Source organism: Agrobacterium tumefaciens, assembly GCF_005221385.1.
Classification (GTDB): Bacteria; Pseudomonadota; Alphaproteobacteria; order Rhizobiales; family Rhizobiaceae; genus Agrobacterium; species Agrobacterium tomkonis.
In genome coordinates this window covers 345,713-361,646 of sequence record NZ_CP039904.1, presented here as the reverse complement: position 1 = coordinate 361,646, position 15,934 = coordinate 345,713, and the positions used below count along the sequence as shown (strand labels likewise).

Annotated in this window: 12 protein-coding genes; 7 read left to right on the top strand and 5 right to left on the bottom strand. The window is 58.6% G+C overall.

Going from position 1 to position 15,934, the window contains the following annotated elements; translation table 11 throughout:
• Window position 1 precedes the first annotated feature (1 nt).
• The 3 genes from CFBP6623_RS16845 to CFBP6623_RS16835 form a co-directional block, all read right to left on the bottom strand.
• Window positions 2-2,206: a type I secretion system permease/ATPase gene (locus CFBP6623_RS16845; protein ID WP_046801339.1), complete on the bottom strand. Its 2,205-nt coding sequence runs from the start codon at window positions 2,204-2,206 to the stop codon at window positions 2-4.
• An 81-nt stretch (window positions 2,207-2,287) separates the two neighbouring features.
• The gene (locus CFBP6623_RS16840) at window positions 2,288-4,306 is read right to left on the bottom strand and encodes a hypothetical protein (protein ID WP_046801338.1); all 2,019 of its coding nucleotides are present in this window, start codon (window positions 4,304-4,306) and stop codon (window positions 2,288-2,290) included.
• A 149-nt stretch (window positions 4,307-4,455) separates the two neighbouring features.
• Entirely contained in the window at window positions 4,456-5,415 is a 960-nt protein-coding gene (locus CFBP6623_RS16835) for a hypothetical protein (RefSeq protein WP_046801337.1), read from the bottom strand.
• A gap of 908 nt (window positions 5,416-6,323) precedes the next feature.
• Here CFBP6623_RS16835 and CFBP6623_RS16830 point away from each other — a divergent pair.
• A complete protein-coding gene (locus tag CFBP6623_RS16830; RefSeq protein WP_046801336.1) occupies window positions 6,324-7,094 on the top strand; it encodes a helix-turn-helix transcriptional regulator in 771 nt (256 codons plus the stop codon).
• 59 nt (window positions 7,095-7,153) lie between these two features.
• On the opposite strand, the gene CFBP6623_RS16825 is transcribed toward CFBP6623_RS16830, so the two are convergent.
• Window positions 7,154-7,504, bottom strand: coding sequence for a hypothetical protein (locus CFBP6623_RS16825; RefSeq protein WP_046801335.1), 351 nt, complete (start codon window positions 7,502-7,504; stop codon window positions 7,154-7,156).
• Between the two features lie 396 nt (window positions 7,505-7,900).
• Between CFBP6623_RS16825 and CFBP6623_RS16820 the strand changes: the two genes are divergently transcribed.
• Genes CFBP6623_RS16820 through CFBP6623_RS16800 form a run of 5 tightly spaced genes read left to right on the top strand, consistent with a single transcriptional unit; the run spans window position 7,901 to window position 13,331 of the window.
• Window positions 7,901-8,923: a UDP-glucuronic acid decarboxylase family protein gene (locus CFBP6623_RS16820; RefSeq protein WP_046801334.1), complete on the top strand. Its 1,023-nt coding sequence runs from the start codon at window positions 7,901-7,903 to the stop codon at window positions 8,921-8,923.
• A gap of 1 nt (window position 8,924) precedes the next feature.
• Window positions 8,925-9,908, top strand: a complete 984-nt coding sequence (galE, locus tag CFBP6623_RS16815; protein ID WP_046801333.1) for a UDP-glucose 4-epimerase GalE — start codon at window positions 8,925-8,927, stop codon at window positions 9,906-9,908.
• A complete protein-coding gene (locus CFBP6623_RS16810; RefSeq protein WP_046801332.1) occupies window positions 9,905-11,836 on the top strand; it encodes a glycosyltransferase family 2 protein in 1,932 nt (643 codons plus the stop codon). The genes galE and CFBP6623_RS16810 overlap by 4 nt, the downstream gene beginning before the upstream one ends.
• 15 nt (window positions 11,837-11,851) lie before the next feature.
• Entirely contained in the window at window positions 11,852-12,355 is a 504-nt protein-coding gene (locus CFBP6623_RS16805) for a DUF995 domain-containing protein (RefSeq protein ID WP_046801331.1), read from the top strand.
• A 13-nt stretch (window positions 12,356-12,368) separates the two neighbouring features.
• Entirely contained in the window at window positions 12,369-13,331 is a 963-nt protein-coding gene (locus tag CFBP6623_RS16800) for a glycoside hydrolase family 26 protein (RefSeq protein WP_046801330.1), read from the top strand.
• A gap of 52 nt (window positions 13,332-13,383) precedes the next feature.
• Here the strand turns inward: CFBP6623_RS16800 and CFBP6623_RS16795 are convergent, their stop codons facing one another.
• On the bottom strand, window positions 13,384-14,568 hold the full coding sequence (locus CFBP6623_RS16795) for an AGE family epimerase/isomerase (RefSeq protein ID WP_052819016.1): 1,185 nt from the start codon (window positions 14,566-14,568) through the stop codon (window positions 13,384-13,386).
• 434 nt (window positions 14,569-15,002) lie between these two features.
• Between CFBP6623_RS16795 and bcsN the strand changes: the two genes are divergently transcribed.
• The gene (gene bcsN / locus CFBP6623_RS16790) at window positions 15,003-15,905 is read left to right on the top strand and encodes a cellulose biosynthesis protein BcsN (RefSeq protein WP_046801088.1); all 903 of its coding nucleotides are present in this window, start codon (window positions 15,003-15,005) and stop codon (window positions 15,903-15,905) included.
• Window positions 15,906-15,934: the final 29 nt, after the last annotated feature.

The window sequence follows — 15,934 nt, the reverse complement described above, 5'->3', positions numbered from 1 at the left end:
CTCAACCCTCGATCTGCGGGGACTGGTTGGCCGGACGGCCATTGCCGGAAAGCGCTTTCAGCACCTCGATCCTTTCACCGAACATGGCGAGCGATCCGTCCTTCAGCACCATGATCTTGTCGACACATTGCAAAAGTGCGGGGCGCTGGGTGATGGTGACGGTGGTGATGCCCTGTTTCTTGGCGTGCAGCAGCGCCTTGGCCAGCGCCTGTTCTCCTTGTGTATCGAGGTTGGAGTTGGGTTCGTCCAGCACCACGAATTTGGGATCACCAAAGAATGCGCGGGCAAGCGCGATGCGCTGTTTCTGGCCGCCGGACAGCGGCGCACCATCGGCGGCGACCACGGTTTCATAACCCTGCGGGAAACCGGCGATCAGCTCATGCACATCGGCGAGCACCGCCGCCTCGTAAATCTGCCGATCGTCGATGTCGTCGCGCATGCGGCAGATATTGGCCTTGATGGTACCGGGGAAAAGCTGCACGTCCTGCGGCAGATAACCGATGCTTTCACCGAATTGCCGCTGGTCCCAGTTGCGCAGGTCCATGAGATCGAGGCGCACATTGCCCGAGGTGGGCAGGATGGAGCCGACCAGCATCTTGCCGAGCGTCGTCTTGCCGGAGCCGGAATTGCCGATGATGGCGAGTGATTCCCCCTTTTTCAGCGAAAAGGAAATGCCGTTCAAAATCACCTTCTTTTGCGGCGGCGGTACGAAGAGAATGCGCTCCACATCGAGACGCCCCTCCGGATTGGGCAGGCGCAGGCGCGGGAAATTCAGCGGAGAGCTGATGAGAAGCTGCTTGATGCGGCCATAGGAGGCAGCGGATTTGTTGAACTGGTGCCAGCCTTCGATCGCGCCTTCGATGGGCGCCAGCGCACGGCCGGAAATGATGGAGGCCGCGATCACCATGCCGCCGGTCAGTTCGCCGGAAAGCGACAGATGCGCACCCCAGCCCAGAAGCGCCACCTGGGTGATCATGCGGGCGGCCTTGGAGACGCCGGAGAACATGATGTTGCGATCCTGCGCCGCCACATGCGACTTCAGCGATCCGGCCGTTTCACGGCCCCACATCTTCACCGCCTCGGGTATCATGGCGAGCGCATTGATGATCTGCGAATTGCGCGACATGGAATCGAGGTGGAAATTGGCGCGGCTGAGATAACCGGAGGCTTCGGAAAACTGCCTTGCGGTGAAACGTTGGTTCAGCCAGGCGATGATGAACAGCACCGCGCAGCAGACCATGATGATGATGCCGAGATGCGGATGGACGAGATAGACCACCACGATGAAGAGCGGCATCAGCGGTGCATCGAGGAAAGCGATGAGCGTTCCCGACGTCAGGAAGGATCGCAGCTGCTGCAGGTCCTGCAGGATCTGGTAGTCCTTGCCGTTGCCATGCAGGGATGCGCGGGCGGCGGCCGAAAGGATCGGCGCGCCAAGCTGCACCTCAAGCTCGACAGCGGTGCGCATCAGGATAAAGCGACGGATGGCGTCCATGAAAGCCTGCAGCAGAACCGCGCCAAGCACGGCCACCGTCAGCATGACAAGCGTATCCATCGAGCGGCTGGTCAGCACCCGGTCGGAAATCTGGAACAGATAAAGCGGGATGGCGAGCAGCAGGATATTGATGGCGATGGTGAACAGCATCACCACCACCATGTTGCGGCGAACGGCAGCGATGCCCTTGGCAAGACTTGCGGCGAAATTGATCGGCTCGCTGCGCTTGTGGAAGCCGCTCTGGCTTCCGCCGCCGCCACCTCCGCCTCCTCCGCCGCCATTGTCCGTCGGCTCCTTGCCGCCACCACCCGTCACTGGCCGGCGTTCGTTTTCGCGGATCGGACCGTCATTATTGTCGATGGTTTTGACGAAAGGCAGGTCTGTATTGTCAATCTTGGCCTGCGGTTGCGTTGGGGAGGCTGGCTGCCGGTCCGGCTGTGGTGCCGGCCTCACCGGGGGAACGTCCCGCAATTGTTCGGGATGTCCTGTTTTCGCAAGCGGTTCGGATGGAGTTTGCGGGGGTGTTGGCTGGGTGGGGGATGCAATGGTTTTTGCTGCCTGTTCCGCTCCGGATAATTGGCGCAGATTTTCGACGGCTTCGTTGATGGCTGAAATACAGGCGTCCGTCAGTTTGCTGTCTTCCGCTTCCTGATCCAGCGGCAAGTCCAGCGAGCGTCCGTCGGCAATCGTTTTCCTTGAGATATGATCCATTTTATATCGGTCCCCGGTGATCTTGCGGTGTTTGCGGGTTCGGCTATTGCGGGGCGTGTTTGCCGCCCCGCTCGCCGGACGTTACGCAACGACCGTCTGCATGACGTCGGATGGGTGGGCATTGGACCATGAGAGGTCGTGGCCGCCATTGATGACGCCGTCGGATTCGTTCTGGATGGTGGCGGGATCGTCGTGAAGAAAGGCGATGACCTCGTTTGCCAGCTGGCCGTGCTGCGTCGGCTGCGACGTGTCGTTTTCGATGATGCCGCCCTGTATCAGGATGGCATCGGAATAAACGCCGCCCGCGACATAGGTGGTCGAGCCGAAGCTGTCGTAATCGACGATCTGTGCGATATTGACGACGGCGTTGCTGCCGGTATCGATATGGATCGTGGCATTGTCGTTGTTTTCGAGGACTTTGGCGGCGGCCTGGGTCACGTCGTCGGAATCGCCGAGCACGCTCACCTGTTTGATGATGCTGACATCATAAAGGTTGCCGGTGATGTAAAGGACGTTCAGCCCCTGATAGCCGGCGAAGTTGGCGTCGTGGGCAAGCGCATCCGGCATGTTGGGATCGCGTTCGTTGATCGCGTTCACCGTCTGGTGCATATAGTCCGGCATGGTCTCGAAACGGTCATTGCTGCCGACATTGTGAATGCTGGCATCGTTCCAGAGCAGGTTATTGCCAGATTGAATGGTGGCGCCACCAGGTGCATCGGGATTGGCGCGGGCCCAGTCATTGTCGTAAAGCACGGCAATCTGGCTGATGAGGTTCATGTCCAGCACATTGCCGCCGACGATGATCAGATCGTACTGCATGCCGATGCCGAGGAAATTGGCGATGTTGAGCGCGGCATTGCCGCCCGTCAAAAGGCTGACACTCGCACCCGAGGTGGTGACGGTCATCGTGTCATTGTCGCTGATGAACTGGTATTGTTCGATCCAGTGGACGAAGGACACATCCCCTTCCAGCACGCTGACGCGCCAGGCGGTGGGGAATATCGGCGGCTCGCCGCTCTCATGGCTGTCAGCTGCGGCATTTTCAGCGCCCGGATAGACACTGCGCTGAAAGCTGGCGATGTTGTAAGCGGCCGTTGCCGCCTGATCCTCCGAGTGCGTGAAGACGGAAGAAATCTCGTCCCGGTCGCTGTAGATATAGGCTTGGGTGATGGCGTCGATCTGGTGATAATCGCCCATGACGGCGGTGACAGAGGTCATGACGCCGGTATTGACCAGCGTGGCGATGTTGGCGACGACATTGGCGCCTGCTGCGATATCGAGACTGTTGCCGGCCGGGCTATCCTCATGCAGGGAAACGTCGCTTTTTTCCGGTGCCTCGGCGGGTTTGGCAATGCCGCGGTCCGGCATGAAGTCATCGAGCGTCGGCTTGTCGTAGGCCACCGCGCCATTGATATAAAGACCGTTGATATCATTGCCGGCCAGAACGAAATCCTGGTCCGCACCGGTGCCAAGCGAGGTAACGTCATTGTCGCGGGCGTGTTCGATATAGTCGTGCGCGGATTTGGCGAGCGCCTGCAAGGCGTCGTAGCTGTCGGTGCGCTGGAAGGTGGAAAAGGGCGTGAAGACGGCGGCTTCGTTGTAAAACTCGACGGTGCGCGCGGTCACGAAGGTCGTGTCGCGCGCCACATTCGGGCCGTCCGTCATGTTCAGATAGTCATCGTCCTGGAGAATATTGACCTGCGTAAGATGGCCGGCTACCGAGCCGGGACCGGTATGAACCACCAGTTCGCGCTCATCAAAGGAAAGGCGGCCGGGAAAACGGAAATGCGCGCCGGAAATATCGACCGGGATGGCATTTGCAAGCTGCTGCATGTCGTATTCGACAGCGCGGGCGAAATGCGGCCGTATGTAGTCGAAATCGTAATAGCCGGAGCGATATTTGACGCCGGGATCGTAATCCTCGAGCGGGACGTCGTAGTTTTTGTCGAGCAGCCTTGCCGCCTCATCCTCCGGTAACCGGTCAGGATCGGAATGCGCAGGGCCTTCGCTATAGTTGCTTCTCAGACGCGCTTCCTCGACCACCGTGTCGAACATGCCGATGAAATGCGCGATCATGTCGGAAATCTTGTCGATATGCATTGGAGGTCCCTCCCTGATCATCGCGGCAGAGCCTGAGGCTGCGCACGGCACCCGTCTCAGAGGCGGCGCTTCGTTTGCGCAGACTGGTCCTTCAACCGCGAACTGCACCGGCGGGTGCCGGTGCAGCTCTTTTCGTCAAGAGGTGGGTATCAGGAGTGATCCTCACCGACATCAGACACATGCGAGTTACCGCCTGTGATCGTGACGTCAACGGCATTGGAGAGCATGTTGGCGCCCTGCACGAGTTCCAGATGGAAGCCGGAATTTGCAAGGATTGCCGATGCATCCGCAGTGCTGGTGCCTGCTGCGTCGTCGCCGGCCTTGAGGTCCCATCCCTTGCCGTCCATGCCTTCCGCGCCATAGGCGTCGCCGGCATTGGCGCTCAGGTGGTTTTCCGCACCGCCATTCTGCATCTTGATGTCGTAGGCCTGATCCTGATCCGCCAGGTGGTTGGCCTGCACCATGCTGAAGCCGGTGTCATTGCCGTCGCCGTTAAGCGAGCTGTTGAGGATGTTGTCGACATCGAGCGTGAAGGAGAAGTCGTCACCCAGGTTGAAGGTGAGGTCCCCGCCGGCGATGCCGAGATTGCCGACATCCTTGACGCCGGTGATGTTACCGAAGTCGTCATCCGACTTGTAGTAGCTGTCCGCGGAGTTGAAGCTGTCGGAGGTCGTCGTGGTCTTGGTGGAGGTGTCGTTGTCGGAATAGTTGGACGTTTTGGTGTCCGTATCCGTGATCGTCTTCACATTGGTATCATTGTCGCTATACGACTTGCTTTCGTAGCTCCAGTCGTAATCGACCTTGATATCGGTGTTGGTTTCGGTGCTGGTCTTGGTGGTCGTGTCGTTATCGCTATAGGACTTGCTGTCATAGCTCCAGTCATAGTCGTTGTCGCGATTGTCGCCGTTATTGGCGGAAACATCGACCTTGGCGTCAACATCCACATTGGTGCTGTTGTCGCTGTTGTCGTTGTTGCGGTTTTCACCGTTTGCGGTGCCGACATTGCTGTCTTCCACCTTGGCGTCATTGGTCGAGGTGTTGGCGAAACCGTCGGCAAGCGCGCCGATCTTGGTGATGTCGTCGCCGGCCGGCTGTGGATTGTAACCCATTTCGATTTCCTCCGAAAAAGCTCGGAGCAGCTTTCGAAATCCCTCTCATCTCAAACGGGATTTTTTCGCGCTTGCTCCGTGTTGCACAAAGATTGATGTTTGCAGATGCACTCGGTACGTCTCATCTGCGGTTCGGCATCGGCCCGTGACCGGGCTCTTTTCGTTCAGCCCTTGTGCGCTACTCGATAAAAAGGCGCACAAATCCGTTCCTCGCTCCAAAGGGGAGCGCGGTGGCTTTCGTCTTTTCGTTTGCATGTTTTCTTGAAAAGGAACCGGCTTTAGCAAACACACGTCAAAGGCCGGACTTGTCTTTCAATCAGCCGCCGTTCAGCGACGGTCAGACTGTGCCGCAGAAAAATCGCGCTTCCTAGATATCAATTCGGGTTAGCCATATCGGCACCTTTACCCCCGAATATATATGTGAGAGGGCGAATGCAGGCGCGCTTCCACCTCTGCCGCCGTAAAAAAACAGTAGCTTCGGCTACAGGAAGCGGCTTTTCGAAAAACATGGTTTATTTCGGAGGGAAGGGGCTTTTATCCCGAAACGGAACATCCGTGAGGCTCGTTCGGCAGGTAGGTATGCAAAGAGATCTCAACTAAAAGTTATATTTTCTCGGATTGCAAAACCGGAACGGACGCTTTTCCAACGCCTTTGTTCCCCGGGCGATTTCAAAGTGAATGATTCTTTATCACCGTAATCAATTTTGTATGCCTAATGTAAAAAATAACCCGTATGGGCCATTTATTTACACAGCTTTTCGTATTAGCCTCCTTAATTAACGGGTAATTAATGATAGTTGACATGGCTTCAGGGTCAAAATGCCCCTTGGGTTTTCAAGGGTAGCCTGACGAACGACATATCGCACAACCAAAAGAATGTAATGCGTAAGCGCTTTAGGGAGGCGTCAATGTTCATGGGAACTTCAGATTATGCGGCAAAACAAAAAAACGCCGTTTCACCTATAAATGGAACTTTATTGATCATAGCGGATCCGGACCTGTTTTCCGAGTGCCTCGTGGAGGCGCTGGGCAAAAAGTTCCCCACATTCGCCGTGGTGAGCGTTACTTCGTCGGCGACTATCAATGACGACTACGGCGCCAATGTCCGGCTGGTGCTGCCATATCGCATGTCGGGCGAGCGGCTTCATAATGTTCTTGCGGCAATCCGCGAGAAGCACCCGGATGCGCCGATCGCACTGGTGGTCGAAACCATCGACAGGTTTGAGGAACCGCTGAAGCAGCTGGTGGGAATGCGCGTCATCGATGGCGTGTTGCCGCTCAATCTGCGGCTTGACGTGTTCATGGCGGCGGTCGACCTTTTGATGAAGGGCGGAGAACATTTTCCCGCGGCTCTTCTCGGTAAGCTCACTCCCTATTCCCAGGCCGTCAGCGGCAAGAGCGTTCAGAACAACGCCGTGATCGCCAACCGCGCCGACGCCCTTGCAGTAAACAGGGGCGAAATGGCGGCGCTGACGACGCGTGAGGTGCAAATCCTCGACCTGCTTTGCAAGGGTACGCAAAACAAGATCATCGCTGACAGGCTGCATCTGTCCGAGAACACAGTGAAGGTTCACGTTCGCAACATCTATAAGAAGATGAACGTGCGCAACCGAACGGAGGCGGCGTCGCGCTTCTTCAACAAGGGCGACGACGCTACCTTCTCCGGCTGGAAGAACTGAGGGTCAGGCAGGCCGAGGCCGCCCGGGCGCCAGTTTCCGCCGATGTTACTGCCTGAGACTTATGGTCTCAGGAAGCAGCGGGACTTCTGGCCAAATCCGCTCGGCGAGCAAATATAGGGAGAAGAACCGGAATAGGAATGTCGCGATATCGAAGGTGTCTCGGACGACGCGTCGGCAACAAGCGTCACAGCTGCATTGCCTGTCTTGTCGTAGCCGTAGGAGGCCTTGGTTGGAGCAACCCGCGTCTTCATTGTCGTCGCATCCGCGGATGCGGTCTTGATGAAAGCAGCGTCTTCGACCACGGCGCATGAGGCCGTCGCGAAAGTGAGTGCTGCAAGGGCTGCGGCAACGAGCGCAAAATGATTGCGTCTGGCTGCTTTGCCACTCTTGGAATAAGGCATTTCATTCATCGTGTATGTCCCCTGAAATCGACTGTCTGTCGCATCTTGCCGGGCGGTTTTGTCCCGGTGGACCGAGCCTTACAAAACCAGGATAGTCCCGACTGGTTGAGCGAAGCTTGCGCTAATGCTCAATAAGAAAGGCATAATGGAGGCGTAGTTAAAAAGTATTAAATCGAGGGCTATTTTTAGTAATTCAGGGTAATCAATTGTAATATTTCGATAAAATGAAGTTGACCTGTTTTTCGCCGCGCCTATCATAAAAGTTGAAAACTATCGAATCGAAATATTAAAACCTCCAGAAGAAATAAAAACCGGAGGATGATATTCAAGATACCGCACAATCGGGAGTTTGATCCAGTTCAAGGTGAATCAGCCGGGCTGATTCCTCATGGGGAGGAGTGTGTAATGCGTAATTTCGTTCCCAACGAGCATGATAATGGCGTCACAATCTACTCGGAATGGCGTCCTGGCCAGCGCGTTCTCGTCAATGGCGGCGCTGGTTTCCTTGGTTCCCATCTTTGCGAACGTCTGCTGGCCTGCGGCCACGAAGTGGTCTGTCTCGACGATCTCTCGACCGGACGGACGGCGAATGTGGAGCATTTACGGGACAATAAGCGGTTCTTGCTGGTCGAGCACGACGTGCGCAAACCCTATGACATCGACGTCTCGCTGATCTTCAACTTCGCTTCGCCGGCCTCGCCGCCGGATTACCAGCGCGATCCCGTCGGCACTTTGCTCACCAATGTGCTTGGCGCCGTCAATGTGCTGGAGGTCGCGCGCCGATGCGGTGCAACCGTAGTGCAGTCCTCGACGTCGGAAGTCTATGGCGATCCGCACGTCAATCCGCAGCCTGAGAGCTATTTTGGCAATGTAAATACAATCGGGCCGCGAGCTTGTTACGATGAGGGAAAAAGAAGCGCCGAAACGCTGTTTTTCGATTATCACCGCTTTTATGGCGTCGATATCAAGGTGGGGCGAATCTTCAACACCTATGGGCCGCGCATGCGACCCGATGATGGACGCGTGGTTTCCAATTTCATCGTCCAGGCGCTGAAGGGAACCGACATCACCATTTATGGCGATGGCAGCCAGACGCGCTCCTTCTGCTATGTCGATGACCTGATCGATGGTTTCCTGCGTTTTTCGGCCAAGCCGAAGGATTGCACGGGACCGATCAATCTCGGCAATCCGAGCGAAATTCCGGTGCGGCAGCTGGCCGATATCGTCATTCGGATGACGGGTTCCCGCTCGCGCATCGTGCATCTGCCGGCGGCGATCGACGATCCGCAGCAGCGCCGCCCGGATATTTCGCGGGCCAACGAGCAACTGAGATGGCAACCGCGTGTTCCGCTCGAAATCGGACTGGAAAAAACCATCGTCTATTTCGATGCGTTGCTGTCCGGCAGGAAAGTGGCGGAGGCCGTATGAGATGGCCCGCGCAATCCTCGTCACGGGCGGGGCCGGATTTATAGGCAGCCACATCTGCAAGGCGCTGGCAAAATCCGGCTTCAAGCCCATCGCATACGACAATCTCTCGACCGGCCATGCGGACGCGGTTCGCTGGGGGCCCTTCATCGAGGGCGACATTCTTGATCGTGGCCTGCTGAAGGCCACGCTCAAGGAATTCTCACCGGAATTCGTCATCCATTGTGCCGCCAATGCCTATGTCGGCGAATCCGTCGAAGATCCGCGCAAATATTACCGTAACAATGTCGGCGGCAGCCTTTCGCTGCTGGATGCCTGTCTAGATCAGAATATTGGCGGGCTGGTGTTTTCCTCCAGCTGCGCCACCTATGGCGTACCGCCGCAATTGCCGATCCGAGAGGAAACCGCGCAGATGCCGGTCAATCCCTATGGGCGCACCAAGCTGATTTTCGAAATGGCGCTTGATGATTACGCCGCGGCCTATGGCCTGCGTTTCGTGGCGCTGCGGTATTTCAACGCGGCCGGTGCCGACCCGGATGGCGAGCTTTGCGAACGCCACGAGCCGGAAACCCACCTCATCCCCAGGGCGCTGATGGCGGCTGCGGCGCGGTTGCCGCAGCTCGATGTCTTCGGTGCTGATTACGATACGACGGACGGCACCTGCATTCGCGACTACATTCATGTCAGCGATCTCGCCGATGCCCATGTAGCCGCCGTCAATTATCTGGCCGATGGCGGTGAGACGCTGCGCGTCAATCTCGGTTCCGGTCACGGCACCTCGGTTGGCGATATCATCCAGGCGATCCACCGCGTCACGGGGCAGGAAGTGCCGGTGCATTTCGGCGAAAGGCGCGAAGGCGATCCGCCGGCACTGTTCGCTGATATTGAAAGGGCGAGGCAGACGCTCGGCTTTGCGCCAAAACACTCCGATATCGATACGATCATTCGCACGGCCGGTCCCGGTTTCGGACTGGAGGTGCGGTCATGACGGTGCGCTCCACCCCTTCTGTTCAACCGGCACGTACCGCCGCAGGCGCATTGCGGATGCTCCCGGTCTTCACCGGCTGGAACCGCATGGCCTATCGTCTGGGCATTGGTGGCTGGCTGGTGACGCTTGCCTATTTCTGGGTGTGGTGGCTCGACCGTGACCGGGTGATAGACTGGCCCTATTATACCGTCGTTACGCTGACGCTGGCGTGGATCACGCTGCTGCCGTCCTATTTCATCTTCATTTTTTTGAACGCCAGGGTCGTCGACCGGCGCTCCCCTTTGCCCAGGGGCCGGGTGGCGATGGTCGTCACCAAGGCCCCATCGGAGCCTTTCGCCGTGGTGCGCAAGACGCTACTGGCCATGCTGGAACAGAAGGGCCTGGAATTTGACGTCTGGCTCGCGGATGAAGATCCTGACGCGCAGACGCTGGCCTGGTGTGGTGCGCATGGCGTTTTCGTCTCGACACGAAAGGGTGTCGCTGATTATCACCGCAAGACATGGCCGCGCCGCACCCGCTGCAAGGAAGGCAATCTCGCCTATTTCTACGATCACTACGGTTATGACCGTTATGATTTCGTCGCTCAATTCGACGCTGATCACGTGCCGGAAGCGGATTATCTGAGCGAGATCATTCGTCCCTTTGCCGATCCGTCGGTTGGATATGTCTCCGCCCCGAGCATCTGTGATGCCAATGCCGAAGAAAGCTGGGCCGCGCGTGGCAGGCTTTATGCGGAGGCAAGCCTGCACGGCGCGCTGCAGCTCGGTTACAACAATAGCTGGGCGCCGCTCTGCATCGGCTCGCATTATGCCGTGCGCACCAAGGCGCTGCGTGAGGTAGGCGGTCTCGGACCCGAGCTTGCCGAGGATCATTCCACCACGCTTTTGATGAATGCCGGTGGCTGGCGCGGCGTTCATGCCGTCAACGCCATCGCCCATGGCGACGGGCCGGCGACCTTTGCCGATCTCATCGTGCAGGAATTCCAGTGGTCGCGCAGCCTGATGACCATCCTGCTGCAATATTCACGGCATTATGTGCCGAAGCTGCCTTTGCGGCTGAAGTTCCAGTTCCTGTTTTCGCAGCTCTGGTATCCGCTGTTTTCCGGCTTCATGGCACTGATGTTCGTGCTTCCCGCTGTCGCCCTGATGCGGGGGCATGTGCTGGTCAACGCGTCCTATCCGGCGTTCCTGGCGCATTTCCTGCCCATTTCGCTGATCATGATCGTGTTTGCCTTCTTCTGGCGGGCAACAGGCGCTTTCCGCCCGCATGATGCGAAGCTTTTCAGCTGGGAAGGCATGGTGTTCCTGTTCCTGCGCTGGCCCTGGTCGCTGATGGGCGTTCTGGCGGCGATACGCGACACGATCCGTGGTGATTTCGTCGATTTCCGCATTACACCGAAAGGCACGCAGGCCAAACCGCCGCTGCCGCTGCGGGTGATCTTGCCCTACATGGTGCTGGCGGCGGCGAGCCTTCTCGCCATGGTGCTGGCGCCACGCGATAGCGGAGCGGAAGGCTTCTTCATTTTCGGGGCGATCAATGTGGCGATCTATGCGGGACTTTCCGTGTTTCTGCTCATTCGCCACGCGATGGAAAACGGCCTGCCGCGATTGCCGGCCATGCGCGGCGGCGCGACCGCTGCCGCCTGTTCACTGTTGCTCGTTGCCGGCAGCGCTGCGGAACTGAGTTCCCATGCGATTGGCGGCCTCGAAGCCCTGTCGCACGGGCAGCCCTACGTCACCTTCACCGAAACGCGCTTTACGGTTGCCGGTGCGGGTGTGGAGGGTGCGAGATCGGTGCGCGTGAAGCTGCGCATCACCCTGCCGGGCTTGCCCGGTTATCGGGAAATGCAGGCGGAACCGGCCGTCGCACCGTCGCCGACAGTGGCAACCGGAGAAATCATGCTGGCCGACAATAGGGTCGGACAATAGAAGGAGGAGGCTGTGATGAGAACAACAATAAGCAACTGCGGATTCTCCGCTTTCGTACTCTGCCTTGCGGTGATCGCGCCCAGTGCCGTCCACGCCGCAGGCGGCACGAAGACGCCGAAACCGCTCAGAACCAGCGAAGTCGTGGAAATGTACTTCGACAAGACCTGGAAATGGGATACGGGCGGCGGACGCTTCATTGCCGATGGCCGCAAATTCATCGCCCTGACGGAAGAAAAAGGCAAAAAATCCGTCGGTGAGGGTATCTGGACCGTCGATGCCAACGGCACGCTGTGCATGCGCGCCACCTGGAAAGCCGATAATGGAAGCGGCAAGGCTGATACCTGCTTCGACCATGGCCGCATCGGCAAGGTGCTCTACCAGCGCAAGCAGGGCGGCCAGTGGTATGTGTTCCGGCACAACCCGCCAAGGCCCGGCGATGAATTCCTGAAACTTGTCCGCAAGGACGACGTCACCCCGCAGATCGCCGCCTATGGCAAGGCGATGACGGCGACGCGGTAGGGAGGAAAGTGTCATGCAGATAACAAGAAGAAAACTTCTCTTCGCAAGCGGGGCTGCCGTGGCTTTTTCAGCCAGCATGTACCCCATGTTCAAACTGGATGCGCAGGGTGTTGCACCCATGGGCGCCACGGGCATGAAAACGCTTGCCGACAAACGTCCGACATTGCATGCGGATGGTATCCGTTTCGGCGCTTACGATCCGCACGGTGATTTCACCGGACAGGCCGGGGTGGCGACGGAACATCTGTTCCTGCCCTGGGAAGACGTGGATCTCGACAGTCTCGCGCTCGCGGACGCCTATGCCCTGGAGCGCAAGCGCAATGTGCTGATCACCGTCGAACCCTGGTCATGGGACGTCAACTGGCGGCTCACCTCCGATGAATTGCGCCGCAAGGTGCTGGGAGGCGACTACGACAAGAACATGCAGGCGATAGCCGCACGCATGTCGGCGATGAAAAGCCCGCTGATCCTGCGCTGGGGACAGGAAATGGAAGACACGTCCGGCCGCTTCTCGTGGTCCGGCTGGAACCCGCGGGACTATATCACGGCCTATAAACGCATGGTGGACATGACCCGCAGGGCGGTTCCCGGCGTCAAGGTGATGTGGTCGCCCAAGGGGCTTGATGGCCTTCGGGCTTATTATCCCGGCGATAACTACGCCGATCTTGTCGGCCTTTCGGTCTTCGGCCTCGAAGATTACGACAAGATCGAATATGGCGGACCGAAGACCTTCTCCGATCTGCTGCGCAAGGGATACGGACTTGTTGAAACCTTCAACCGGCCGGTCTGGGTCGCCGAACTTGGTTATGAAGGCGGCGATTCCTATGTCCGTCCCTGGATGAACGACGTGACGCTGAAACAGGCGGATTTTCCGAAGCTGGAAGAGGTCGTCTATTTCAACGACAAGGATGTGCACCCCTGGCCGCACAATCTCGGCAAGCCCGACTGGCGCGTGGTGCGTCCGGCCAAGGCTTGATTGAGGCCGGAGCGGGCCGAGCGGACGCCCGGCCCGCTCGCCCGCCCGGACATTATCCGCTGACCGCCAGCACGGCCTCAGCCTCATAGATGGCGCAGACGATGTGATAAAAGGTACTGGCTGGTGCCGGCTCGTCGAGCATCGGCCTGTCGGCCGGCCATTTGTCGAACCAGAGACCCTTCACCGGCGTGTCAAGGAATGGCTGCAGCGCGCCGATGGCCCGCACGCCGGAGGCAAGGTAACGCTGCCGTTCCTCGCCGGAGGTGACGCTGGCAAGGCGCACCGCCGCTTTCAGCCATTCCGTCTGCGGCCACAGCCGCGCCAACCCGTCATGCACCGAAAAATCGTCGTAGAGGCTCATCACCGCCACCTTGCGGCGCGGGCAGATGCCATGCTCTTCGCCGATCGCAAACAGCCGTTTTGCCTTGTCGATCGCCTCGCCATTCCGGCGCAGGCTGCCCCAGCGCACCAGAAGCCATGCCCATTCGAACTGGTGGCCCGGCTCCATGATCCGGCCCTTGTCGCTCTTATGCGGCGTCCAGTCATGCTCGAAAAATTCGCGCAAGCCGCCATTGCCGCCATCGATGAAGCGGGTCAGCGCCAGATCGGCGATCTCGTCAGCCAAAGCCGTCCACGGACCATCCGGATCCTGCACCTCCCAGGCCAGCATCGCCTCGAACAAATGCATATGCGGATTGGAACAGAGCGGCGTGCGCGGCGGGTTTTCTTCCTCGAAACCGGCGACGGGATGTTTGTAGTCGCGCTTGAGGATGGCAAGAATATCCAGCGCCCGGCCGCGCATCTCGTCCTTGCGTTCGGGAAGGCTTGCGGCGGTCTGGGCGGCGGCGAAAAGCGCAAAGGCCTGATTGTAGAGATCGAAGGACGGATCGATCAGTCTGCCGGTCTGGTCGGCGAGGTTGCCGTAAAGACCGTTGTCGAGACGATAGACTTTTTCGAACCAGCCGAGGCCATGCAGGAGCGCGTCTTTCCATGGCCCCTGCCAGCCGTGCTGGCCGGCGGCGGCGAAACAATAGGCCTGACGCGGCTGAACCCGGGCACGGCGGTCATCGGAAAAAACCGGCTTGGCATCCTGGCCGAGACGTTCGTAAAAGCCGCCGTCGGGGCGGGCCGAACCCGCCTCCCACCACAGGGGCAGTGCATCCTCATCCAGCCATTTCCGTAATGTCCCGATTTCTTCGGCAAGCGCCTGAGCGGCACTCGGAAATTGCACTGTCATACGTCAACTTTCTGTTTTTACAGTTGAATAAAAAGCGGACCAATAAGAATACGTCATTCTGGAGGCAAGTAGACCATGGGACATATTGCGCTGCAACCGCAAAATTAACGGCCCGACAGGAAGCCAACCCCCGGCCGCGCGATTGGTTCCACCTTCTTCCATGGCTAGCATGGAGTGGCATTGGTGATTCGTCTGCGCATAAAGTATTAGAAATTACAACGAAAATTAGAGATTGCTTATTCGTAGTCCTCACGTATTTCGTAGCAATGGTCTGGTCATTAGTGATTCGGTCTCCTTTTAACCTGGGCGGCGTTGGGGAAATAAAGGGGCGTAGGGCAGTGAAATTTTCTGCCTATACTTCATTGCTGTTCTCCATTGCGGCCCTGTCGGGCTGCAATACTCCCGCGGGCGTTCGGTCGTTCGGGGGTCCCCAGATGTTGTCTGCTTCCGAGGCGCTGGTTTTCCCGCCGCCCGGTGGTCCCGAAATCGTCACTGTGGTCAATCGCACCTATTCCGACGCCGTGACGCAGCAGATCATATTGCGCTCGGAGGCTGCCACGCCCGGGCAGAACTACATCAAGGCGGAGTTTTTCGGCCCGCAGCAGGCCGGCGATACCGATCGCGACGCTCTAGGTTTCAGCGGTTTCCGGGCGGCCTCCGTCGCGCGGGAAATCCGTTCCGAGTTTCCGGGTCAAAACATCGCCATGTCGGCAAATTACCTGCAGAATGGTTATGGCGCGTTTTCCTATGCCGCCGGCAGCGGCCGTGGTGAAGATACCTGCCTTTATGGCTGGCAGGATATACGCTCGCCGGAAAGCATGCGGCAGGATTTCCGCAATCTCGGCCGCATCAAGGTGCGTCTGCGCCTTTGTCAGTCGGGCGCAAGCGTCGAGCGACTGCTGGCGGTCATGTATAATTACACGATCACCGGCACCTACGCCTCGCCAAGCTGGAACCCTTACGGCACGCCGCAGGCGGTGGATAAAAATCTCGGACGGCCGGGCCATCCGGTCTATCCCATGAAAACGGATGATGTGCCGATGCGGCCCGGCGGCGAGGTGACGGCCAGCGTGCCGCCCCGGCCCGTTCGCCGCACGGCTGCCGTTGCACCGCCGGTGCAGCCGGAACCACAGCCGCTGCCGCCCGTTGCTGCTGTCAGTATTCCGTCACCCGCATCGGCTGGCGCGCCCGTTCAACCTGCACGACCAGCAGCAATGGGCCAGCGCGCTGTGAGCGGAACGGCAAGGAGCGGCGAGCAGCCATCGCAGGTTCCGCAGGTGTCCATTCCCTCGCCAGCATGCCTGGCTGGTTCGGGGGCGGCCCAGGGATGCAGATGATCACCGGGAATAAAGCGGAAATTCCGGGC

Coding starts and splice junctions, on each gene's coding strand:
- bcsN (WP_046801088.1), top strand. CDS start 15,003: ATGTTGTCTGCTTCCGAGGCGCTGGTTTTCCCGCCGCCCGGTGGTCCC.
- CFBP6623_RS16840 (WP_046801338.1), bottom strand. CDS start 4,306: ATGCATATCGACAAGATTTCCGACATGATCGCGCATTTCATCGGCATG.
- CFBP6623_RS16845 (WP_046801339.1), bottom strand. CDS start 2,206: ATGGATCATATCTCAAGGAAAACGATTGCCGACGGACGCTCGCTGGAC.
- CFBP6623_RS16825 (WP_046801335.1), bottom strand. CDS start 7,504: ATGAATGAAATGCCTTATTCCAAGAGTGGCAAAGCAGCCAGACGCAAT.
- galE (WP_046801333.1), top strand. CDS start 8,925: ATGGCCCGCGCAATCCTCGTCACGGGCGGGGCCGGATTTATAGGCAGC.
- CFBP6623_RS16830 (WP_046801336.1), top strand. CDS start 6,324: ATGTTCATGGGAACTTCAGATTATGCGGCAAAACAAAAAAACGCCGTT.
- CFBP6623_RS16795 (WP_052819016.1), bottom strand. CDS start 14,568: ATGACAGTGCAATTTCCGAGTGCCGCTCAGGCGCTTGCCGAAGAAATC.
- CFBP6623_RS16810 (WP_046801332.1), top strand. CDS start 9,905: ATGACGGTGCGCTCCACCCCTTCTGTTCAACCGGCACGTACCGCCGCA.
- CFBP6623_RS16820 (WP_046801334.1), top strand. CDS start 7,901: ATGCGTAATTTCGTTCCCAACGAGCATGATAATGGCGTCACAATCTAC.
- CFBP6623_RS16800 (WP_046801330.1), top strand. CDS start 12,369: ATGCAGATAACAAGAAGAAAACTTCTCTTCGCAAGCGGGGCTGCCGTG.
- CFBP6623_RS16805 (WP_046801331.1), top strand. CDS start 11,852: ATGAGAACAACAATAAGCAACTGCGGATTCTCCGCTTTCGTACTCTGC.
- CFBP6623_RS16835 (WP_046801337.1), bottom strand. CDS start 5,415: ATGGGTTACAATCCACAGCCGGCCGGCGACGACATCACCAAGATCGGC.